Origin of the sequence: Serratia sp. N21D137, assembly GCF_047530005.1 — a bacterium.
Classification (GTDB): Bacteria; Pseudomonadota; Gammaproteobacteria; order Enterobacterales; family Enterobacteriaceae; genus Chania; species Chania fonticola_B.
In genome coordinates, this window is the sequence record NZ_JBLJAJ010000007.1 from 160638 (window position 1) to 184108 (window position 23471).

19 protein-coding genes are annotated in these 23471 nt (G+C 54.8%); 3 read left to right on the top strand and 16 right to left on the bottom strand.

Going from position 1 to position 23471, the window contains the following annotated elements; translation table 11 throughout:
- The first annotated feature begins 241 nt into the window (after positions 1-241).
- The gene (locus tag ACMV5H_RS08385) at positions 242-1114 is read left to right on the top strand and encodes a LysR family transcriptional regulator (protein WP_414821697.1); all 873 of its coding nucleotides are present in this window, start codon (positions 242-244) and stop codon (positions 1112-1114) included.
- A 57-nt stretch (positions 1115-1171) separates the two neighbouring features.
- On the opposite strand, the gene nuoN is transcribed toward ACMV5H_RS08385, so the two are convergent.
- The 14 genes from nuoN to lrhA form a co-directional block, all read right to left on the bottom strand.
- Positions 1172-2629, bottom strand: a complete 1458-nt coding sequence (gene nuoN, locus ACMV5H_RS08390; RefSeq protein WP_021805986.1) for an NADH-quinone oxidoreductase subunit NuoN — start codon at positions 2627-2629, stop codon at positions 1172-1174.
- 6 nt (positions 2630-2635) lie between these two features.
- Positions 2636-4165: an NADH-quinone oxidoreductase subunit M gene (gene nuoM / locus ACMV5H_RS08395; RefSeq protein WP_021805987.1), complete on the bottom strand. Its 1530-nt coding sequence runs from the start codon at positions 4163-4165 to the stop codon at positions 2636-2638.
- Between the two features lie 98 nt (positions 4166-4263).
- On the bottom strand, positions 4264-6111 hold the full coding sequence (nuoL, locus tag ACMV5H_RS08400) for an NADH-quinone oxidoreductase subunit L (RefSeq protein WP_414821698.1): 1848 nt from the start codon (positions 6109-6111) through the stop codon (positions 4264-4266).
- Complete coding sequence (nuoK, locus tag ACMV5H_RS08405) at positions 6108-6410, bottom strand: NADH-quinone oxidoreductase subunit NuoK (RefSeq protein WP_021178516.1); 303 nt, start codon at positions 6408-6410, stop codon at positions 6108-6110. Before nuoK ends, nuoL begins: the two co-directional genes overlap by 4 nt.
- Complete coding sequence (gene nuoJ / locus ACMV5H_RS08410) at positions 6407-6967, bottom strand: NADH-quinone oxidoreductase subunit J (RefSeq protein WP_021805989.1); 561 nt, start codon at positions 6965-6967, stop codon at positions 6407-6409. The genes nuoK and nuoJ overlap by 4 nt, the downstream gene beginning before the upstream one ends.
- A 13-nt stretch (positions 6968-6980) precedes the next feature.
- The gene (gene nuoI, locus ACMV5H_RS08415) at positions 6981-7523 is read right to left on the bottom strand and encodes an NADH-quinone oxidoreductase subunit NuoI (RefSeq protein WP_021178518.1); all 543 of its coding nucleotides are present in this window, start codon (positions 7521-7523) and stop codon (positions 6981-6983) included.
- 14 nt (positions 7524-7537) lie between these two features.
- The gene (gene nuoH, locus ACMV5H_RS08420; RefSeq protein ID WP_021805990.1) at positions 7538-8515 is read right to left on the bottom strand and encodes an NADH-quinone oxidoreductase subunit NuoH; all 978 of its coding nucleotides are present in this window, start codon (positions 8513-8515) and stop codon (positions 7538-7540) included.
- Positions 8512-11247, bottom strand: a complete 2736-nt coding sequence (gene nuoG, locus ACMV5H_RS08425) for an NADH-quinone oxidoreductase subunit NuoG (RefSeq protein WP_094981983.1) — start codon at positions 11245-11247, stop codon at positions 8512-8514. The genes nuoH and nuoG overlap by 4 nt, the downstream gene beginning before the upstream one ends.
- A 99-nt stretch (positions 11248-11346) precedes the next feature.
- Entirely contained in the window at positions 11347-12699 is a 1353-nt protein-coding gene (gene nuoF, locus ACMV5H_RS08430) for an NADH-quinone oxidoreductase subunit NuoF (RefSeq protein ID WP_021805992.1), read from the bottom strand.
- A complete protein-coding gene (gene nuoE / locus ACMV5H_RS08435) occupies positions 12696-13247 on the bottom strand; it encodes an NADH-quinone oxidoreductase subunit NuoE (protein WP_021178523.1) in 552 nt (183 codons plus the stop codon). Before nuoE ends, nuoF begins: the two co-directional genes overlap by 4 nt.
- Positions 13248-13249: 2 nt before the next feature.
- The gene (gene nuoC / locus ACMV5H_RS08440) at positions 13250-15046 is read right to left on the bottom strand and encodes an NADH-quinone oxidoreductase subunit C/D (protein WP_037375523.1); all 1797 of its coding nucleotides are present in this window, start codon (positions 15044-15046) and stop codon (positions 13250-13252) included.
- A 96-nt stretch (positions 15047-15142) separates the two neighbouring features.
- Positions 15143-15817: a NuoB/complex I 20 kDa subunit family protein gene (locus ACMV5H_RS08445; protein ID WP_021178525.1), complete on the bottom strand. Its 675-nt coding sequence runs from the start codon at positions 15815-15817 to the stop codon at positions 15143-15145.
- Between the two features lie 15 nt (positions 15818-15832).
- Positions 15833-16273, bottom strand: coding sequence for an NADH-quinone oxidoreductase subunit A (locus ACMV5H_RS08450; RefSeq protein WP_021178526.1), 441 nt, complete (start codon positions 16271-16273; stop codon positions 15833-15835).
- A gap of 702 nt (positions 16274-16975) precedes the next feature.
- Positions 16976-17914, bottom strand: a complete 939-nt coding sequence (gene lrhA / locus ACMV5H_RS08455; RefSeq protein ID WP_037375525.1) for a transcriptional regulator LrhA — start codon at positions 17912-17914, stop codon at positions 16976-16978.
- An 837-nt stretch (positions 17915-18751) separates the two neighbouring features.
- Here lrhA and ACMV5H_RS08460 point away from each other — a divergent pair.
- Positions 18752-19966 carry a pyridoxal phosphate-dependent aminotransferase gene (locus ACMV5H_RS08460; RefSeq protein ID WP_021805995.1) on the top strand — a complete coding sequence of 405 codons (1215 nt, stop codon included), beginning with the start codon at positions 18752-18754 and terminating at the stop codon, positions 19964-19966.
- 97 nt (positions 19967-20063) lie between these two features.
- Positions 20064-20663, top strand: a complete 600-nt coding sequence (yfbR, locus tag ACMV5H_RS08465) for a 5'-deoxynucleotidase (protein WP_021805996.1) — start codon at positions 20064-20066, stop codon at positions 20661-20663.
- 41 nt (positions 20664-20704) lie between these two features.
- Here yfbR and ACMV5H_RS08470 read toward each other — a convergent pair whose 3' ends face one another.
- Together ACMV5H_RS08470 and ACMV5H_RS08475 are read right to left on the bottom strand one after the other, a co-directional pair.
- Entirely contained in the window at positions 20705-21379 is a 675-nt protein-coding gene (locus ACMV5H_RS08470; RefSeq protein ID WP_115158201.1) for a hypothetical protein, read from the bottom strand.
- A 189-nt stretch (positions 21380-21568) separates the two neighbouring features.
- Positions 21569-23401 (bottom strand): SLC13 family permease, encoded by a 1833-nt coding sequence (locus ACMV5H_RS08475; RefSeq protein ID WP_414821699.1) that lies wholly within the window; start codon positions 23399-23401, stop codon positions 21569-21571.
- Positions 23402-23471 lie beyond the last annotated feature (70 nt).

Consider the following 23471-nt stretch of genomic DNA (forward strand, 5'->3'; position numbering starts at 1 on the left):
CCCAGAATGCAGCCCTGCCGGGCTGCAAATAATCTCTTACGCGGCGGTTTTCACCGTCGGAAATGTGTTAGCAGCACCGACCAAGAATACCAGCATTCTTGCGCAAAATGGATTGCCTGCTACAAATAAGCTTGCTCCATAACGTCCCGCAGATGCATTTACTTATCGCTTACCAGATAATAACTCTCTCTGCCGCCGCTGGCGGCCAAAATAGATCGGATGCCACCAAGGACACTGCACAATGAATTGGGATGATGCACGCTTCTTTCTGGCGGTGGCACGCTGCGGTACGTTACGCAAGGCTGCCCATGAACTTCACGTCGATCAAGCTACCGTGGGGCGGCGGATCAGCTCTTTCGAACAGGCGTTGGGTTCAAAACTGTTTATCCGCACGCCAAAATCCTTCTCGCTCAGCCCGCTGGGTGAAGCCATGCTGGCAGAAGTGCTGGCAATGGAAAATGCGGTTCAGGCTATCGCTCGTAAAGCCAGCAGCGGCGATCAAAGCCTGACGGGTGAAGTACGCATCGCTACCACCGATACCTTGGCCGAGGCCTTTGTGATACCGGCACTGAAACGGCTGCGCGAGAAATACCCGCATATCACCATCACGCTACTGACGGCGCTCAATATCTCCGACATCTCCTATCGCGGGGCCGATCTGGCTATTCGTGGTGCTCGCCCTGAATATGATGAGCTGGTCATCAAACGTCTGGCAACTATTGAGATGGGGTTATATGCCACGCAGGGCTACCTGGATCAACACGGAACGCCGAGTAAAGGCGACCATCTGCGCGGCCACGATTTGCTGATGTTCCCGCGCGAGCTGGTACCACGCCACTGGGACAACTTCGGTGGAGAGCTGTTGAACGAGCCAAACGTGGTGCTGCAATGCAACTCACAGCTGTTACTGCGTTCGGCAACGCGCAACGGGTTGGGCATCGGCCTGCTTTCTTGCTTCCTGGCCGATAGCGATCCCGATCTGGTGCGTATCCTCCCAGAGAATCAGGACTGGGTCGATATCTGGCTGGTGTTACATCCGGATCTGCAACACACGGCAAGAATACGCGCGGTGGTGCAAGAGCTGGAAATCTCGTTTAACGGCGGCGTACTCTAGTCCACAAAAAAACAAGGGCCGCCATTTGGCGACCCTTGTTGTCTAGCTCGAGATCAATCAGAACATCGGCTGTGCCATCTGCACCAGCGTAATCAGCGGCTGCGGGTAGATACCCAGCAACAGCACCAACGCGGCAGAGATCAGCACCACCACACCACCGGCGGTCAACGCCCAGTTGTTTGGCGTATCGCGAACCAGCGTTTCCGGCGCGCTGAGGAACAGGCTGACGGTCACACGCAGGTAGTAGTACAAACCGATCGCACTACCCAGCACCACGGCACCGGTCAACCACCACAGGTGAGCACTAACGCCCATCGCAATCACGAAGAACTTACCGATAAAGCCCAGCGTCATCGGGATACCGGCCAGGGAAAGCATCATCACTGTCATAACCGCTGACAGGATTGGCTTGTGCCAGAACAGGCCGCGATAGGAGAACAGCGAGTCCGCGTCCGGGCCACGGTACGGGCTGGACATCAGGCTAACCACACCGAAGGCACCCAGGCTGCTGAACAAGTAACCGGCCAGATACACCCCGGCGGTTTCCAGCGACAGCTGGTGGGTTTGCACCGCAACCAGCGCTACCAGCAGATAACCCAGGTGAGCGATCGAGGAGTAACCCAGCAGTCGCTTGATGTTGGTCTGGCTGATCGCCATCAGGTTACCGAACAGGATCGAGCAGACGGCGATGATCGACAACACCATCCGCAGCGCTTCGTTGTCGGCAGCCGGTGCGTACAGGAACAGACGCATCACGACGGCGAAGATCGCAATCTTGCTGGCGGTAGCCAGGAAGGTTGAGACCGGCGCTGGCGCCCCTTGATACACATCCGGCGTCCACAGCTGGAAAGGTACCAGGGAGAGTTTGAAGCCCAGACCGACGATCATCATGCCCATGCCTGCCAGGATCAGCGGCTGATGCATCATGTTCTCCTGCATGCTCTTGCCCAGGCCTGCCAGTGACAGGTCACCGGATTCGGCATACAGCAGCGCCATGCCGAACAGCAGGAAGCTGGAGGCCGCCGCAGACAGCACCATGTACTTGATGGCCGCTTCCAGCGAACGCTTCTGGCGATAGGCATACCCTATCAGACCAAACAGCGGCAGCGAGATCAGCTCAATACCCAGGAACAGTGAAGCCAGGTGGTTGGCGCTCGCCAGCAGAATGCCACCCATGGTAGCAATCAGCACCAGCAGGTAGAACTCTTCGCGGTTATCCGGGTAACCCACCAGCCATGGATAGGCAAAGGTGCAGGTTGCCAGACTCGCCAGCACCACCAGCCCGGTGTAGAACATCGAGTAACCGTCAACCCGCACCAGCGGGGTGACGTCCATTGGGCCTACCTGGCCAACAAAGTAGAGTGAAAGCAGCGCCAGGTTAAGACCGATCACTGTCAGGGTGGCGTTGATAAAGTGGTCGCGTCGCCACGCAATGCACAGCATCACAACCACCACCGTCAATCCGACGATCAACAGCGGTAACAGTGCGATCAGTTGTTGAGGAGTTATTGTCATGGCGAATTACGGCCTTGTTGTTGAAATTGCTGAAACTGACGGACCAAACCAGTGTTGCACGTTGCTCATCGCCGCACTTGAGGTATCGAGGATTGGCTGAGGATAGACACCCAGCAGCACCAGCAGTACCACCAACAGCAGAATGATAAACAGTTCACGTGCGGTCATGCCCGGCAACGGTTGATCAGATTTCGGGGTGCCGTAGTAGGCACGCTGCATCATGATTAACGAGTAAACCGAAGCAAACACCAGACCGAAGGTAGAAATCACGGTGATCACTGGTACAACCTGGAAGCTGCCGAACAGGATCATGAATTCACCGACGAAGTTACCTGTACCCGGCATCCCCAGAGTTGCCACCGCGAAGAACAGTGACAGCGCAGGAAGGTACTTGATACGTCCCCACAGGCCGCCCATCTGACGCATATCGCGAGTGTGCAGACGTTCGTACAGCTGGCCACAGATGATGAACATACCGGCCGCAGACAGGCCGTGAGCGATCATCTGGATAACCGCACCCTGGTAAGCCAGCTGGCTACCGGTGTAGATGGCGATCAGCACGAAGCCCATATGGGAAACGGAGGTGTAAGCAATCAGACGTTTGATATCGGTCTGTGCGAACGCCATCCAGGCACCGTAGAAGATACCAATCACACCCAGCCACATGGCAATAGGAGCAAACTCGGCGGACGCGTTCGGGAACAGCGGCAGGCTGAAACGCAGCAGGCCGTAGGCCGCCGTCTTCAGCAAGATCCCCGCCAGGTCGACAGAACCCGCCGTTGGTGCCTGGCTATGCGCATCCGGCAACCAGCCGTGCAATGGCACCACCGGCATTTTCACCGCGAACGCGATGAAGAAGCCCAGCATCAACAGGTATTCAACGTTGTGCGACATTGGGGTTTTCAGCAGATCTTCGTAGTTGAAGGTCCACACGCCGGTCGCATTGTAGTGCACGAATACCAGGCCCAGGATCGCAATCAGCATCACCAGACCGCTGGCCTGGGTATAGATGAAGAACTTGGTTGCTGCGGTGATACGGGTTTTACCATCCGATGCTTTATGACCCCACAAGGCGATCAGGAAGTACATCGGCACCAGCATCATTTCCCAGAAGAAGAAGAACAGGAACAGGTCGATGGCCAGGAACACGCCAATCACGCCGCCCAGGATCCACAACAGGTTCAGGTGGAAGAAGCCCTGATACTTCTGGATTTCACGCCAGGAACAGAGGATCGCCAGCACGCCCAGGAAACCGGTCAGCACCACCATCAGCAGTGACAGGCCGTCCAGCGCCAGGTGAATGCTGATGCCAAAGCGTGGGATCCACGGCAACATAAACTCAGACTGCCACTGCGGCATGCCCTGCGGTTTTATCAACGAATAGCCCCCCTGCAACCACAGTTGCAGAGAAAGCGCCAACGTCAGCCCCATTGCGATCAACGCTATCCAGCGCGGCGCCTTAGTACCGAAACGCTCGCACTGCCAGCACAGCAGACCGCCGATAAAGGGGATAAGAATTAGCCAAGGTAATAGCATGGCGTTTTGTGTCCCTTATATGAATAATCTAAAAAACTTGTATCGGGCCCTTGTTCGACAAGGGCCGAACCCAAAATGCGTCTGTTTAAATTATTCAGTTAAACCAAAATCAACAGAGCCAGTACCAGCACTGCACCCACACCCATAGACGCGATATACCAGCGGATCTGACCGTTCTCACTCACCGTCAGGCGACGGTTCCCCCAGCGGGAGAACAGCGCAGGCAGGTTCATCAGTGAGTTCAGCGGATCGCTTTGCAGCAGCTTGGCGATGCCCAGGTATGGCTTGACGAACACTTTGTCATACAGCCAGTCGAAGCCCCAGGCATGGAACCACCAGGTCGAGAAGAAACGACCCGGAGCGCTGTTCGCGATGCTGTTGACCAGGCGACGTTGGCCCAGCCACAGCGCAGCTGCCAGCAGTATCCCGACGATAGCGACCACGCCAGAGGCGATCTCCAATGTCAGAACGCTGCCGTGTGCCAGTTCGGTGGTTTCCGGCAGTACACCCTGCAACGGCGGCACTATCATCGCGCCGACGAAGGTGGACAGCACCATCAGAACCAACAGTGGCAGGTGGTGAGTAATACCTTTGCCCGCATGCGCTTTGATTTTTTCTTCGCCGTGGAACACGATGAAGATCATGCGGAAGGTATACAGTGAGGTCATGAATGCACCAATCAGACCGGCAATCATCAGGTTGACGTGGCCGTTCGCCATGGCGCCCGCCAGGATTTCATCCTTACTGAAGAAGCCAGCGGTGACGATAGGCAGAGCAGACAGCGCCGCGCCCCCCACCAGGAAGCACACATACACCAGCGGAATGCTCTTGCGCAGGCCACCCATCTTGAAGATGTTCTGCTCATGATGACAGGCCAGGATGACTGAACCGGAGGACAGGAACAGCAGCGCCTTGAAGAACGCGTGAGTCATCAGGTGGAAGATAGCCGCATCCCATGCCTGCACGCCCAGCGCCAGGAACATGTAGCCAATCTGGCTCATGGTGGAATAGGCAAGTACGCGTTTGATGTCGGTCTGCACCAGCGCGGCAAAGCCCGCCAGCAGCAGCGTAACGCCACCAATGATACCGACCAGATTCAGCACTTCCGGCGTCATCAGGAACAGGCCATGCATACGGGCAATCAGGTAGACACCTGCGGTAACCATGGTTGCCGCGTGGATCAAGGCAGATACCGGGGTTGGCCCCGCCATCGCATCTGCCAGCCAGGTTTGCAACGGCAGCTGAGCTGATTTACCTACTGCGCCACCCAGTAACATCAGGGTTGCCCAGGTCAATGCCGTATCGCCAACCGCCAGTTTCTGCGGTGCCAGCACCATCAGTTCACGGATGTTCAGCGTACCCAGCTCGTGGTACAGGATGAACAGCGCAATGGCCAGGAACACGTCGCCCACGCGGGTAACGATGAAGGCTTTCATTGCCGCCGCGCCGTTGGCCGGATCTTTGTAGTAGAAACCGATCAACAGATAGCTGCACAGGCCCACGCCTTCCCAACCCAGGTACATCAGCAGCAGGTTGTCTGCCAGTACCAATACCACCATGCTGGCAATAAACAGGTTGGTGTAAGCGAAGAAGCGGGAGTAGCCCTCTTCCCCACGCATGTACCAGGAAGCATACATGTGGATCAGGAAGCCAACGCCGGTCACTACCGACAGCATGGTCAGGGACAGGCCGTCCAGCACCAGGGTAACGCCGACGTTAAAGTCGCCAACGCTCATCCAGTTCCACAGGCTTTGCTCATACAGCTGCACGCCAGCGGCCTTTTGGCCCAGGAAATCAATCGCCACATACACCGTGACCAGTGCCGCCAGGCCAATCGACCCTACGCCAACGGTCGCCGCGGTGTTTTCAGACCAGCGACCACGGGAAAATGCCAACAGCAGGAACCCGATCAGCGGTAGCAGAATAGTTAAATATAATAGGTTCATCCGCGCATCTCACTGACAGTGTCAATATCCAGGGTATGCCGACGACGGTAGAGCTGTAGCAGCAACGCCAGGCCGATACTGGCCTCGGCTGCCGCCAGGCTGATGGCCAGGATGTACATCACCTGCCCGTCGGTTTGGCCCCAATAGCTACCCGCCACGATAAACGCCAACGCCGCAGCGTTGATCATCACTTCCAGACTGATCAGCATAAACAGCAGGTTACGGCGTAACATCAAGCCGGTCAGCCCCAGGACGAACAGGATCGCCGCCAGGATCAGCCCATGTTGAAGAGGGATCATGCTTGGTCCTCCGATTTTCTTTTCGCCATTTCGCTGCTTGCCGGGGTATTGCTGAACACTTCACCCGGTTTGTGCTCACGACCAATGTGGAAGGCAACGACCAGGCCCGCCAACAGCAGCATTGAAGCCAGCTCAACCGCCAGCACGTAAGGACCAAACAGGCTGATCCCAACCGCTTTAGCATCCACCATTTCACCGGTGATGCCCTGATCGGACACGCTGCGGATCGCCACAATCAGCACCACCAGCAAGATCAGTGACAGCAGACCAGGGCCAATCCAGACGGCAGGCTTCAGCCAGTCGCGCTCTTGCTGCTGCACCGCGTTGCCGAGGTTGAGCATCATGACCACGAACACGAACAGCACCATAATGGCACCGGCGTAGACGATGATTTCCAGAGCACCCGCAAAATAGGCACCCAGTGAGAAAAAGACTGCCGAGATCGCCAGTAAAGAGACGATCAGATACAGCAGCGCATGCACAGGATTGGTATGCGAAATGACGCGAATGGTCGCGATAATCGCAATGAACCCTGCCAAATAAAAGGCAATTTCCATGCTTGCTGGCTCCTTAAGGCAACAGACCTTTGACGTCGATCGGTTTGGCTTCGTTTTCGGCTTCGCCTTTGGCTTTGCCGTCAATCGCCATACCGGCCATCCGGTAGAAGTTATATTCCGGATATTTACCCGGCCCCGAGATCAACAGATCTTCTTTTTCGTACACCAGATCCTGGCGCTTGAACTCACCCATTTCGAAATCCGGCGTCAGCTGGATCGCGGTGGTTGGGCAAGCTTCTTCGCACAGACCGCAGAAAATGCAGCGTGAGAAGTTGATGCGGAAAAATTCCGGATACCAGCGGCCATCCTTCTGCTCTGCTTTTTGCAGGGAGATACAGCCAACCGGGCAGGCAACCGCACACAGGTTACAGGCTACGCAGCGCTCTTCACCGTCCGGATCGCGCGTCAGCACGATGCGGCCACGGTAGCGCGGCGGCAGGTAAACCGGTTCTTCCGGATACATCTGGGTTTCGCGTTTGGCGAAGGCGTGCAGGCCAATCATCCAAAGGCTGCGCACCTGGGTGCCGAAACCAACCACTAACTCTTTCAATGTCATGGTTTATTCACCCCTTATTGAGCGTTGTACAAAATGACCGCGGCGGTTGCCAGCAGGTTCAGCAGCGTCAACGGCAGGCAAATCTTCCAGCCGAATGACATCACCTGGTCATAACGCGGACGCGGCAACGAAGCACGGATCAGAATGAACATCACCATGAAGAAGGCCGTTTTCAGTGCGAACCAGATGAATGGCGGCAGGAATGGACCCTGCCAACCGCCGAAGAACAACGTCACAATCAGGGCGGACACGGTCACGATACCGATGTATTCCCCCACGAAGAACAGACCGAATTTCATACCGGAATATTCAATGTGGTAACCGTCGGCCAGTTCCTGCTCGGCTTCCGGCTGGTCAAATGGGTGGCGGTGACATACTGCCACACCGGCAATCGCAAAGGTAATGAAACCAAAGAATTGCGGAATGACGTTCCAGATGTGCGCCTGTGATTCAACAATCGCCTGCATGTTGAACGAGTCGGCTTGCGCCACCACGCCCAGCACGGACAGGCCGAGGAACACTTCGTAGCTCAGGGTTTGTGCCGAAGCACGCATCGCCCCTAACAGCGAGTATTTGTTGTTACTGGACCAGCCGGCGAACAGCACGGCATACACCGCCAGGCCAGCCATCATCAGGAAGAACAGAATACCGATGTTGAGATCGGCCACCGACCAGGTCGGGCTGACCGGCACGATGGCAAAGGCCAACAGCAGCGAGGTAAAGGCAATCACCGGGGCCAGCGTAAAGATCATGCGGTCGGCGAAGGTCGGAACCCAGTCTTCTTTGAAGAACATTTTGATCATGTCGGCGACCAGCTGCAGCGAACCGCCCCAGCCGACACGGTTTGGCCCGTAACGGTTCTGGAACAGGCCCAGCAGACGGCGTTCGCCGAAGCTCATAAACGCCCCGCAGGTGACCACGACCAACAGGATCACCACCGCTTTCAACACGGCGATCAGGATGTCGATCACCTCAGGTGTCAACCAGCTCATAGTGCCGCCTCCCGCAGATTTTCAACCTTCGCACCCACCAATACCGGCGGGATCCCTGGCAAGCCGAGCGGCAAACCAACCTGGCCTTGGCTCAGGGTTTCACTCAGGCGTACCGGCAAACGCAGCGTTTGACCTGCACAGCTGAACTCGACCCAGGCACCGGCATTGACACCCAACTGTGCGGCATCGGCAACGTTGATCATCACGTAGGCCTGAGGCATACGCTGCTGGATCACTTCGGAGCGCTGTGACATTTCGTCACTGCCAAACAGGTGGTAATACGGCGCAACACGCCAGCCTTCGGCTTTGAACGCCGTAGGGATAGCGGTGAAGTAACCGAGGTTGCCCTCCCCTGCTTCGATCAGGCGGATACCCGGATCGCCATGGCGCAGTTTGCCACCCACTTCGGCCTGGAACTTGTTCCATGCCTGCGGTGAGTTCCAACCTGGTGCCCAGGCAAATGGGATCTGCTGACGGTCAGCCAGCGGGCTGTTGTTCCCTTCCATCGAGAAGGCGAACATGGTGTCTTTATCTTGCGGCTGACGCGGTTCATGCACGCTGATATCGGCACGCATCGCGGTGCGGCCACTGTAGCGGTGCGGTGAACGGGCCAGTTTCTGACCACGGATGCGGAAGGTCGCATCTGGGGCAGCTTCGACAATACCTTGCAACTGCGGCAATGCGCTCACGCAGGCGGCAATCACGTCATCGAGCTGGGTCCAGTCAACCTGGCGGCTGGTGTAGGTGGAATGCAGCGAGTGCATCCAACGCCAGCTTTCCAACATCACGCTGTAGATATTTTTCTTGGCATCATCGTAATAAGCCGGGTCGTAGACCTGGAAGAAGCGCTGTGCGCGGCCTTCCTGGCTGACCAAGGTCCCATCGCTCTCTGCAAAACTGGCCGCAGACAGGATCAGGTTGGCTTTGTCCATGATGGCGGTGCGCTGGTGATCGGCAACGATCAGGTTACTGATCTTGGCCAATGCGGCATCCACTTTGGCCGCAGGGGCGTGACGATAGAGATCGTTTTCCATCACGATGGCGGTATCAGCTGCACCACTTTCCAACTGCACCAGTGCCTCGTCCAGCGAGCCACCACCAATCATCGCCAAGCCCATGCTGTTGGCAGCGGCGGCAACGAAGGTGATGCCGACATTGGCACCGCGACCTTTCAACGCCTTGGCAATGTTGGCCGCAGCTTCAATGATCGCTGTGCTACCCGCATTGCTGCCGGTGATGATCAAGGGTTTCTGCGCACCGGCCAGGGCCTGCACGATCACATCGATTTTCTTGTTCAGATCTTCGGCCAGATCGGTCACCGCCGGCGCGGACTCATCCAGCGCGTGGGCAATGGCGAAGCCTAAACGGGCTTGCTCATCCACCGGCGCACGGTAGTTCCAGGCGGCGATGTCGTCCAGACGGGTGTTATCAACGTTAGTGACGAACAGCGGGTGTTTGGCGTGCTGGCCGATCGTTTGCACCGCCGCGATCTGCCAATCGGCGACGCGATGTGCCGCAGCCATCGCGCGGGCTTTCCCTTTCACCGCCTGACGTACCGACAGCGCGATACGAGCGCCGGTCTGGGTCAAATCTTCACCCAGTACCAACACCGCGTCGTAGCTTTCGATTTCACGCAGGTTAGGCGTATAAACGCCGCTGTTTTTCAACACGTTGAGCATCAGGTCCAGGCGCTGTTGTTCAGCCTGATTGATGCCGGTATAGAAGTTCTCGGCGCCGACCAGTTCACGCAACGCAAAGTTGCTTTCCAGGCTGGCACGCGGTGAACCGATACCGATGGTTTTGTTGGCCTGACGCAGAATATCTGCCGCGCCCTGCATCGCCTGTTCGGCGTTCAGGGTGATCCAGTCGTTGCCACGCAGTTGCTGCGGCTGACGAGGGCGATCTTTCTGGTTCACATAGCCATAACCAAAGCGGCCGCGGTCACACAGGAAATAGTGGTTCACGCTGCCGTTGTAACGGTTTTCGATACGGCGCAGTTCGCCATAGCGCTCACCTGGGCTGGTGTTACAGCCGATGCTGCACTGCTGGCAGATGCTCGGGGCAAACTGCATGTCCCACTTACGGTTGTAACGCTCGGAGTGGGTTTTGTCGGTGAATACGCCGGTTGGGCACACTTCTACCAGGTTACCGGAGAACTCGCTTTCCAGCGTGCCGCTTTCCGGACGACCGAAATAGACGTTGTCGTGCGCGCCGTAGACACCAAAATCGGTGCCATCCGCGTAGTCTTTGTAGTAACGCACACAACGGTAACAGGCGATGCAGCGGTTCATCTCGTGCGAGATAAATGGCCCCAGTTCCTGATTGTTGTGGGTGCGCTTACTGAAGCGATATTTACGGAAGCTGTGGCCGGTCATTACTGTCATATCTTGCAGGTGACAGTTACCGCCCTCTTCACATACCGGACAGTCGTGCGGGTGGTTGGTCATCAACCACTCGACCACGCTTTCACGGAACTGTTTGGCTTCTGCGTCATCGATGGAAATAAAGGTTCCATCGGATGCCGGTGTCATACAGGACATCACCAAACGGCCACGCGTATCGTCCGCGTTTTGGTATTGCTTTACCGCACATTGGCGGCAAGCGCCGACGCTTCCAAGCGCCGGATGCCAGCAAAAGTAAGGAATATCGAGGCCGAGGGAGAGACACGCCTGCAACAGGTTGTCGGCTCCATCTACGTCGTATTCTTTGCCGTCTACATGAATCGTAGCCATAGTCAGCATGCTTCCAAGTGGCCTGCCCATAAGGCAGGCGTTAATCAAAAATTCTGGCCGTGTTTCGGGGCGCGCTCACCGCACCCAGGCAAAGCAGGATTACCAGCGTTGCTTCAACAAGTTGTTTGGCTGAATGCCGCCAACCGCCTGGAGATTGCCCAAGTACTGTGGGGAAATCCCGGCTTCAAACTCTTCACGGAAATATTTAATCGCGCTTTGCAGTGGCTCTACGGCACCTGGCGCATGGGCGCAGAAGGTTTTACCCGGGCCAAGGGAGCGGCACAGCTGCTCGAGGGTTTCGATATCCCCCGGCTGGCCTTCGCCTCTTTCCAAAGCACGCAGGATCTTCACGCTCCACGGTAAGCCGTCACGGCACGGTGTACACCAGCCACAGGACTCACGGGCAAAGAACTCTTCCAGGTTACGCACCAGGGGAACCATGCCGATTTCGTGATCCACCGCCATCGCCAGCGCCGTACCTAAACGGCTGCCCGCTTTACCGATGCTTTCGAAGTCCATTGGCAGATCCAGGTGATCGGCGGTCAGGAAGTCGGTACCCGCCCCGCCCGGCTGCCAGGCTTTAAATTTCAGGCCATCACGCATGCCACCGGCGTAATCTTCCAGAATTTCACGCGCGGTAGTGCCAAACGGCAGCTCCCAGACGCCTGGGTTTTTCACCCGGCCAGAGAAGCCCATCAGTTTGGTACCGGCGTCGTTACTCTTACCGGCAGAGATCCCTTTGTACCAGTCCACACCATGCTCGAGGATGGCAGGCACGTTACACAAGGTCTCTACGTTGTTCACGCAGGTCGGTTTGCCCCATACGCCCACGGAAGCGGGGAATGGCGGCTTGGAGCGCGGGTTGGCACGGCGGCCTTCCAGCGAGTTGATCAGCGCCGTTTCTTCACCGCAGATGTAGCGGCCAGCGCCGGTGTGGACGAACAGCTCGAAGTCAAAGCCGCTGCCCATGATATTTTTGCCCAGCAGGCCTGCTTCGGTAGCTTCCGCAATCGCACGGCGAAGGTGCACTGCAGCCTCGACGTATTCGCCACGCAGGAAGATGTAACCTCGATAGGCTTTCAGCGCAAATGCCGAAATCAGCATGCCTTCCACCAACAGGTGTGGCAGTTGCTCCATCAGCAGACGGTCTTTATAGGTGCCCGGCTCCATTTCATCGGCGTTACACAGCAGGTAACGGATGTTCATGGATTCGTCTTTCGGCATCAGGCTCCACTTCAAACCGGTGGAGAAACCTGCACCACCACGGCCTTTCAGCCCGGCATCTTTCACCAGGGTGACGATGTCGTCGGCGGCCATGCCTTTCAGCGCTTTTTCCGCGCCCTGGTAACCGTTCTTGCTGCGATATTCATCCAGCCAGACCGGCTGTTGGTCATCGCGCAGGCGCCAGGTCAGCGGATGCATTTCGGCAGTACGTTTGATATCAATCATCATTTATACCGCTCCAACAGTTCGACCGCGTTTTCTGGCGTCAGGTGAGCATGAGTATCTTCATCGATCATCATGTTCGGGCCTTTGTCGCAGTTGCCCAGACAGCAGGTCGGCAGCAGGGTGAAGCGACCGTCGAAGGTAGTCTGGCCCGGCTTGATGTTGAGTTTCTTTTCCAGCGCGGCCTGAATGCCCTGGTAGCCGTTGATGTGACAAACCACGCTGTCACAGTAACGGATCACATGGCGTCCTACTGGCTGGCGGAAAATCTGGCTGTAGAACGTGGCCACGCCTTCTACGTCGCTGGCTGGGATGCCCAGCACTTCAGCGATGGCATAAATCGCCCCATCCGGAACCCAGCCACGCTGCTTCTGCACGATCTTCAGTGCTTCAATGGAGGCGGCGCGTGGATCCTCGTAATGGTGCTTTTCGTGCTCGATCGCATCACGTTCTTCCGCGCTCAGCACAAATGCATCAGCGCCGCTCTGGGGAGCGGCTGCATTGGTGGCCTCAAGCGCATCGTGACTCACGTGAGTGTCTTTAAGATCATGCATAGTTAGCGGTCCACATCTGACATTACAAAATCGATACTACCCAGATAGACGATCAGGTCAGAGACCAGGCTGCCACGGATCACCGCAGGGATTTGCTGCAGGTGAGCATAGCTTGGCGTACGGATCCTGGTGCGATAGCTCATGGTGCTGCCGTCGCTGGTCAGGTAGTAGCTGTTGATCCCTTTCGTGGCTTCAACCATCTGGAATGATTCGTTGGCTGGCATCACCGGGCCCCAGGAAACCTGCAGGAAGTGGGTGATCAGCGTTTCAATATGTTGCAGCGTGCGCTCTTTCGGCGGCGGCGTGGTCAGCGGATGATCGGCCTTGAACGGGCCTTCCGGCATATTGTTCAGGCACTGCTCAAGAATGCGCAGGCTCTGGCGCAGCTCTTCCACTTTCAGCATCACGCGGGTATAGCAGTCGCTGTTACCGTCGCCGACCGGCACTTCGAAATCGAAGTTTTCATAGCCGGAGTATGGACGCCATTTACGCACGTCAAACTCAACGCCGGTAGCGCGCAAGCCAGCACCAGTCACACCCCATTCCAACGCTTCTTTGGCGTTGTAAGAAGCCACGCCGACAGAACGCCCTTTCAGAACGGAGTTGTGCAGTGCCGCTTTCACATAGGAATCGAGGCGCTTCGGCATCCAGTCCAGGAAGTCACGCAGCAGGCGATCCCAGCCACGCGGTAGGTCGTGCGCCACGCCACCTATGCGGAACCAGGCCGGGTGCATACGGAAGCCGGTAATCGCTTCAACGACATCATAAACTTTCTGACGGTCGGTAAAGGCAAAGAACACCGGGGTCATGGCGCCCACGTCCTGGATAAAGGTACTGATGTACAGCAGGTGGCTGTTGATGCGGAACAGCTCAGACAGCATGACGCGGATGGTGTTGACACGATCCGGCACCACGATCCCGGCCAGTTTTTCCACCGCCAGTACGTAAGGCATTTCGTTTACGCATCCGCCGAGGTATTCGATACGGTCGGTATACGGGATAAAACTGTGCCAAGACTGGCGCTCGCCCATCTTCTCTGCGCCACGGTGGTGGTAACCCACGTCCGGCACACAGTCAACGATGTCTTCACCGTCCAACTGCAGAATGATACGGAATGCACCGTGTGAAGAAGGGTGGTTCGGGCCGAGGTTAAGGAACATGAAGTCCTCATTCTCGGTGCCGCGCTTCATGCCCCACTCTTCCGGCTTGAACTTCAGCGACTCCATCTCCAGATCTTCTTTTTGTTTGGTCAACACAAAAGGATCGAATTCGGTGGCGCGCGCCGGGTAGTCTTTACGCAGTGGATGACCTTCCCAACTCTGCGGCATCATGATGCGCGTCAGGTGCGGGTGGCCGTCGAAGGTAATACCGAACATTTCCCAGGTTTCGCGCTCATACCAGTTGGCATTCGGGAAAATCTTGGTTGCTGTGGGCACGTGCAGGTCTTTTTCAGACAGTGCCACTTTCAGCATGATGTCACGGTTACGTTCGACAGAAATCAGATGGTAGAAAACAGAGAAGTCCGCGGCAGGCAAGCCTTCACGGTGGGTACGAAGACGCTCGTCCATGCCATGCAGGTCGAACAGCATGACGTACGGCTTCGGTTGTTTTCTCAAAAACGTCATAACTTCCAGCAACTGCTCAACTTTGACCCATACCACGGGCATTCCGGTACGGGTGGGCTGAACAGTAAAGGCTTCCGGCCCAAAACGGTTGCGCAGTTCGCCGATCACCGGATCATCGAGATGATCGCGGGTATGCCATGCAGGCAGAGCTTCGTGCGTCGTTAAATCTGTCATAATTTTTTTCACCACACTAAAGGGTTATTTCGCCGCAAGTTCAACTTTTCGCTGTGTTAACCAATAGCGCACTAAGATGGACGTTAAATGAACGTCTTAAATCTCGTCAGGCGACCGAAGGTTGGTTACCGCAATACGCTCGGCGTGCTTACGTTCTTTTTCTGATGGCATATTGGCGCGGTACACGCCCTGATCGCCAACGACCCACGACAGCGGGCGACGTTCTTTACCAATGGATTCCTGCAGCAGTAGCAGTGCCTGCATGTAAGCTTCCGGGCGCGGTGGGCAGCCAGGAATATACACGTCGACCGGCAGGAATTTATCCACGCCCTGGACTACTGAGTAGATATCGTACATGCCGCCTGAGTTGGCGCAGGAGCCCATCGAGATCACCCATTTAGGCTCCAGCATTTGCTCGTACAAACGCTGAATGACCGGGGCCATCTTGGTAAAGCAGGTGCCGGCAACGACCATAAAGTCGGCCTGGCGTGGGGAGGCACGCAATACTTCCGCACCAAAACGCGCCACGTCGTGAACGGCGGTAAACGAGGTCACCATTTCCACATAACAGCACGAAAGGCCGAAGTTATACGGCCAAAGAGAGTTTTTACGCCCCCAGTTCACCATGTCATGCAAAGCATGTTCGAGTTTACCCATGTAAACCGTACGGTGAACCTGCTGCTCAAGGGGATCGCCTACGATCTCCTGTTTTTGCAGGGGATAACGGTCGTTCTCACCGTTCGGGTCTATGCGGGTGAGCGTATAGTCCATCTTAATGCCTCGCTGTTACTGCGGATGACTGTTGCTAGCGTTCTTGATGATAGTTGGCTTACTCAAACGCTTGGAGCGCGTTGGAGTCCAATCCAATGCGCCGATACGCACCAGATAAACCAAACCAGCCAATAACACCAAAATGAAAATGGCGGCTTCGATAAAGCCTACCCAACCGCTCTCACGAATCGAGACCGACCAGGCGTACAGATATAAGGCTTCAACATCGAAAATGACGAAGAACATGGCCACCAGGTAGAACTTGGCGGACAGACGCAAACGCGCCGTACCGACCGAGTCGACCCCGGATTCATAAGGGGTGTTTTTGGCGCGAGCCTGGGCTCTCCCACCCAAGAAGAACGCACCCAGCAGCATGAAGCCGCAGAGCCCGATAGCCATGATAAGAAATACGGCGAACGCCCAGTGATGAGCGATGACTTCAATGGTTGTTGACATACTCTATGCTTACTCATCAAAAGTGGCGTCGATCGTTCTGCTCTTGTAACTGGCAGTTAGTGCACCACATCGATTTAAGGGAAGGATAAATAACCACACAAACAAGCTGCTTTTACAGAGAGTTAGGCAGTGTTTTACTGTGGGCTTTTTACTCCTTTCTATAACCTTCTGTCAACTTTGACAAAAGTATCTACACACTAATTTACATACGAAGCATTTAATTAACATATGATGCGCTTGGCTTAGGCTAAATCGTGTCAGTTGATTGCTCAACGGAAACAGATAGATATAACCCCACAGGCACATTTCACTTTTACTATACCATTCTCTCAGGAATTCCCTGTTGTTCCACTCACTACCTAGGGGTATTTTTTTGATCCAGGACACGTTTCGGGCAGAAATCCTCAAAAAAAGTGTGGCGGTTTAATAATTTTTGTCAATTTCAGGTAAAAAAACGTCAGCGTAAAATAGCAAAATAACCCCATCAACTCCAGGTATTTACTCATTGTTATCACTGCATAAAAAACGAGCAATGTGAAAAAATGCGGGTTTCACCTGCTAGAAACCATGAATAAATACCCATTTGGCATCACATTTACCTTCAACACGCCAAAATTCTTGGTTTCATTTTTTTGAGCTAAAAAAAACCTCCGCCGTGGCAGAGGTTTGTAACTTTCACTATGGCTAGCTTAGGGTAAAACGCTACTCTTCGCTATCCGCCACGCTGGAACCTTCATCGATCACCGAAGATTCGCCGCCGCCGAAGTGGTAAATCTCACTGCCGTTTTGCACGGCACTGAAGATCGCCATGGCCAGTTCATTTTCGCACTTCATGTCTTTGCATAGCGCATACTGCGTATCAGGAAGATGCGGTAAACCTTCCGCCGCGCCCAGAACTCGCAGATCTGGGCTCATCATTTCGATTGGCCGCACGGTGATCCCCAAACCTGCCCGGCACGCCGCGCGCACCGCAGAAAGCGTAGAGGCCACGTAGGCAATACGCCAAGGAATATCGGCAGCTTCGAGGTGCTTGATCGCCATCGCTCGGAACGGGCTTGGCTCATCCATCACCACCAGAGGGATCGGTTCCCCCGCCTGGTAATGGTAATCCGCCGAGCAGTACCACAACGTTGGAGATGTACGCAGAATGATGTGCGGATGCCCTTCGGTATCCACGGTGGTGATGGCCAGATCCACTTCACCATTCTTCAGCATGTCGATCATGAACGGACTACGCTTCACCCGCACATCAATCGCCAGCTTGGGATAGACCGACGTCACGCGGTTTAGCAAGAAAGGCAAAATGGTATCGGCGGTATCATCAGAAGCACCGATAGTCAGAACGCCGTTGATATTGTTGTACATCAAGGAGGCACAAGCTTCGTCGTTGAAGCGCAGGATTTTCCTGGCGTAGCCGAGAAGCTGGATACCATGTTCGGTTAACAATTTATTGCGCCCATGACGGGCGAACAACTCTTTGCCAACCAATTGCTCTAACCGCTGCATTTGTTGACTGACTGCGGACTGAGTACGACACACGGCAACGGCAGCAGCCGCAAACGTATTCAAATCAGCAACAGCAACAAAAGTTCTTAGCAGATCGAGGTCGAGATTAAGTATCGGACGATTTGCACTTGTCATAGTGTTTTCTTCACTTTTTAAATTCTAATTTACAAACTACCCTGGTGTATTTCTAAGACGCAGCTTAAAAGGGCATGCGCCACTTATGACAGTACCCCACTCATTAGAAGAGGGCAAAAAAATTACTTATATTTCGTTATCTGCATCGCTTTTTATCCGTGATCTATCGCAACGGCTTATTGATAGTGGTGAAAGTTACGACGAAAAGTGCTTACCCTTATAAGCATTGATAATCCTATGCGGGCAAAATCCCCCCTTTCCTCCCGGTTACCTCGATCTCTGGCCGCCAGAGACCATGACAGCATTGTTGTTTTCTGTACAAAATATTAACAACCCCCCCGTATATCGAACGACGCATCGATTAGGGAATTTAATAAATTCAAGCAGTAAGTCTTTTAATTATTAAAAGACCCTGACTATTACTTAAATAAAATTTAAGTTAATTACTGAAGTGGACCTAATGTAATTCTACTTCAACTCAGTGTGGTATTGTCAGTACAGACAAGAAACCAGATTAATCCCATATTACTATCTTTAAGCGGCTTTGGCGTTTTTCTGGCGCTTGGCATACACATTTATGCGGTTAACTGATAAAAACCCTTTACGTGACAAGCCCTTCCGTCGACATATAAACCTTAAAATAGTGACATACTCAGATTTAAACACTGAAAAAACGATCAATACAGACGGTTATTATCTTAAAAAGCGATTTTTGCCGATCGTTTTCACCAAAGCAATGCATAACCCTTCAAAAGCCCGGCCTCCAGGAGTACATTGGACGGATTGCGGTGTTCCACGGTAGGAACGGCCCTATCTTAGCAAAAGGCTCAACTTTCTATGTCCCCCATTGAGAAATCCAGCAAACTGGACAACGTCTGTTATGACATTCGTGGCCCGGTACTCAAAGAAGCTAAACGTCTTGAAGAAGAAGGCAATAAAGTCCTCAAGCTGAACATTGGCAACCCTGCCCCGTTCGGCTTTGATGCCCCCGATGAAATTCTGGTCGACGTGATCCGCAATCTGCCAACGGCACAAGGCTACTGCGACTCCAAAGGGCTCTACTCGGCGCGCAAGGCAATCATGCAGCACTATCAGGCACGTAACATGCGTGACGTGACCGTTGAGGATATCTACATCGGCAATGGCGTTTCTGAGCTGATCGTGCAATCCATGCAAGCGCTGCTGAACATCGGTGATGAAATGCTGGTACCTGCGCCAGACTACCCGTTGTGGACCGCCGCCGTGTCGCTTTCCAGCGGCAAGGCCGTGCACTATATGTGCGACGAAGAATCTGGCTGGTTCCCGGATCTGGACGATATTCGCAGCAAAATCACCCCACGCACTCGTGGCATCGTGATCATCAACCCTAATAACCCAACCGGTGCGGTCTACAGCAAAGAACTGCTGGAACAGATCGTCGAGATCGCCCGCCAGCATGACCTGATCATCTTTGCCGACGAAATCTACGACAAGATCCTCTACGACGAGGCAGAGCATCACTCGATCGCCGCATTGGCCCCAGATCTGCTGACCGTCACCTTTAACGGCTTGTCCAAAACCTATCGCGTTGCCGGTTTCCGTCAGGGCTGGATGGTGCTCAACGGGCCGAAGAAACATGCCAAAGGCTATATTGAAGGGTTGGAGATGCTGGCTTCCATGCGTCTGTGCGCTAACGTGCCAATGCAGCATGCGATCCAGACGGCACTGGGGGGTTACCAGAGCATCAGCGAATTTATTCAGCCTGGTGGCCGCCTGTATGAACAACGCGACCGCACCTGGGAACTGCTAAACGAGATCCCTGGCGTTTCCTGCGTGAAACCTCAGGGGGCCCTCTATATGTTCCCACGCATTGACGCCAAGCGCTTTAACATCCGCGACGACCAGAAGCTGGTGCTGGATCTGCTGTTGCAAGAGAAGGTGTTACTGGTACAGGGCAGCGCGTTCAACTGGCCTTACCCAGACCACGTCCGTATCGTTACGCTACCCCGCGTGGATGAATTGGAAATGGCGGTGGGCAAACTGGGCCGCTTCCTGGAAACCTATCACCAGTAATTTTGCCGGGCGCGGTTCGCTGCGCCCTACAATTCCGAGGGATGTACTTAGCTCCATAGCGTATAATGCTCTCACATGCCGTTGTAGAGAGAGCACCATGAGCCAGAGCCACTTCTTTGCCCACCTGTCCCGTTTGAAACTGATTAGCCGCTGGCCGCTGATGCGCAATGTGCGTACCGAAAACGTTTCCGAACACAGCCTGCAGGTCGCCTTTGTCGCCCATGCGCTGGCCGCGATCAAAAACCGCAAGTTTAACGGCAACCTGAATGCCGAACGCGTGGCGTTGTTGGCGATGTATCACGATGCCAGCGAAGTGCTGACCGGCGATATGCCCACTCCCATCAAGTATTACAACCCGCAGATAGCCCACGAATACAAAAAAATCGAGAAGATTGCCCAACAAAAGCTGTTGGAGATGCTGCCGGAAGAGTTACAAAACGATTTCCGCTCGATCCTGGATGAGCACCATCACAGCGAGGATGAAAAGCTGATCGTGAAGCAGGCCGATGCGCTATGCGCTTACCTGAAGTGTCTGGAGGAGCTGTCTGCGGGGAATAATGAGTTCAAGCAGGCCAAGGCTCGTCTGGAGAAAACGCTGCAAATGCGCCACAGCCCGGAAATGGAGTATTTCATGACGGTGTTCATCCCAAGCTTCAGCCTTTCGCTGGATGAAATCAGCAGCGACTCACCACTGTGAGTCTAAAGCCAGGTGCTTTGCACCTGGCAGTCTGAGACACCTTAGCCGCAGGTCGTACCTTCCGGCATTTCTACCGTGAACTCCTGCTCCACCACCGAGCGTAAATCGATACGCTGGAAAGTTTGTGTGACCAGGAAGCGGTAAATTTTATCCTGTGGGCATTGGTTGCCAAAGTAAGAAGCCTGGGCCTCCAGCACCGGTTTTTTATCGTTGTTAAACATACTCAGCAGGAAACGGCGCTCGGTGTAGTAGTCCCTTTTCTTCGAATAGCCAATGATCTCTCTGGTCATAATGGCCTTGGTGGTGCAGGTCGCCTTTTCCCCTTTCTTGGTATTTTCAGTGGTGCATTCGGTGGTCTCACCGGTGGCCACATCCCCGTAATCCGCGCTGGTATATTCATGTACCCGGGTGTTTTTATCTACGTCCAACACCACAAACAGCTTGGGCACCACACCGCCATTTGGCAGGTTATCCTCGGTATAAACGCGCTGAAACCCCTTTGCGCGCAAAAACGTCAGCGTATTACCGAAGAAGTGTTTCGCCAGCATCGGTTCATCAGAATCTGAGGCGACAAGCACCAACACTGGCGCATTCTTATCAAAGGCATAACCCGGATCGGGCACCGAATTGAGAGAGCCACTCATGTATCTCGCACAGCCGGACAGCAACAACAGAGAAGCTAAAGTAAGGGTTATAAATCCATGTTTCATTTTCATGGCAACTCCAGAAGGATCGCTAAACTAAGCCTGGGCGACACCGGTCGCCGTAAAGCCTCAACGAGCTGCAGCATGAGCCGATAAAATGCCAAAACTCTTTATGGTTTCGGTCGTTAGCTACTTAAGCGCATTCTCAAGAGTCAATAAAGTGCCTTTACTCATTCCTGACATAAAACGCAAACTGTGTGCTTAAAACGCATACAACCAAGGCACCAATATCACGCTGACAATCATCACCAGCACGGTGAACGGCACCCCAATTTTCAGAAAATCGCCAAACTTGTAGTTTCCCGGTCCCAACACCAGCGTATTGACCGGCGATGACACCGGCGTCATAAAGGCGGCGGAGGCGGCAATCGCGATAATCATGGCAAACGGATAAGGCGAAACGCCCATTTCACGGGCCGCAGCAATGGCAATCGGTGCCATCAATACCGCCGTGGCGGTGTTGGAGATAAACAGCCCTATGGTGGCGCACAGGACAAACAGACAGGCCAGCATGACGTGCGGCCCGGCATCACCGGCAACATCCATCAACCCACGGACGATCAGATCGACCCCGCCCGTTTTCTGCAACGCTTGGGCAAAGGGCATCATACCGACGATTAAAATGATGCTCGGCCAATGGATCGCCTTATAGGCACTTTCCATATCGATGCAGCGAAAGCGCCCCATCAACAGGCAAGCGATCAGTGCGGCGATCGGATTCGGGATCTCGTCGGTCAGCATCATTGCCACCATCAGCGCCAGACAGAACAGCGCATGAGGAGCCTGGGTGATCGCCGGTGCCACTTCGTCCACTTCGGCGGGCAGGTTCAAGACGATAAAGTCATGGGTTTTGGCCTGCAGTTGGCGGATTGCTTTCCAGTCGCCGATCACCAACAGAATGTCCCCCAGGCCCAGCGGTTCATCCACCAGCTTGCCTTGCAGGGTTTCACCATTGCGGCGGATACCGACCACGTTGAGATCGTAACGGCTACGGAAAGCGGCATCGCGCAAGCTTTTTCCCAGCAGGGCCGATTCAGGAATTAGCGAAACTTCGGCCATGCCCACGTTGCGCGACTGTTCGGAGAAATATTCCCCCCGCAGCACCATGGGCTCAAGCTGTTGCTCACTACAGAACTGACGCAGATCGATATCACAATCCGTCATGTCGATCAGCAGTACGTCCCCTTCGCGCAGTTCCGTGCTGCCAAAGGCGCTGATCATCACCCGGCGGAAACGCTTCCAGCGCTCAATGCCGATAACGTTGGCGCTGTAACGCGCGCGCAAATGCAGTTCATCCAGCGAACGGCCAATCAGTGGCGAACCGCTACGTACCGCCAAACGACGCGCCCGCCCGGTGAGCTTATAGTCGCGGATTAAATCGCGGAAAGTCCGGCGCTCCCACGCCGACCTGGTCTTGGTACCGCCGCTGTCGCCGAGCCAGCGTCTTGCAACCAGCATGTACCCCACGCCCAACAGCAACACCACCAGGCCAATTGGCGTAACGCCAAAGAAGCCGAAACCGTCGATGCCTTCACGTACCAGTTCACTGTTGACCACCATATTCGGCGGCGTGGCAACCAGCGTCATCATGCCGCTGATCAAACCGGCAAAGCTCAGCGGCATCATCAACCGCCCTGGTGAGATTTTCATGCGCACCGCGACGCTGAGCACCACGGGAATAAAGATGGCTACCACCCCGGTCGAGCTCATAAAGGCCCCCAGCCCGGCGACGGTAAACATCAGCAGCATCATCATCTTGGTTTCACTGCTGCCCGCCACTCTCACCAGCCAGTCGCCAACCTGATAGGCCACCCCGGTGCGTACCAGCCCTTCGCCAATGACGAACAGAGCGGCGATCAAAATGACGTTAGGATCGCTGAAGCCAGCCGTTGCCTCTTGCAGACTCAAGGTTCCACTGAGCACAAACGCGATGATCACCAACAGTGCCACCACATCCATGCGCAGCTTGTTGGTGGTAAACAGCACAATGGCTATTAACAGTAAACTCAAAACCCAAAGTAATTCGCTGTTCAAAACGGCCTCATTCTGCAGTGATCCCGGCATAAGAAATTAGCATAAAAAAACCCCGACGATGCGGGGTCTA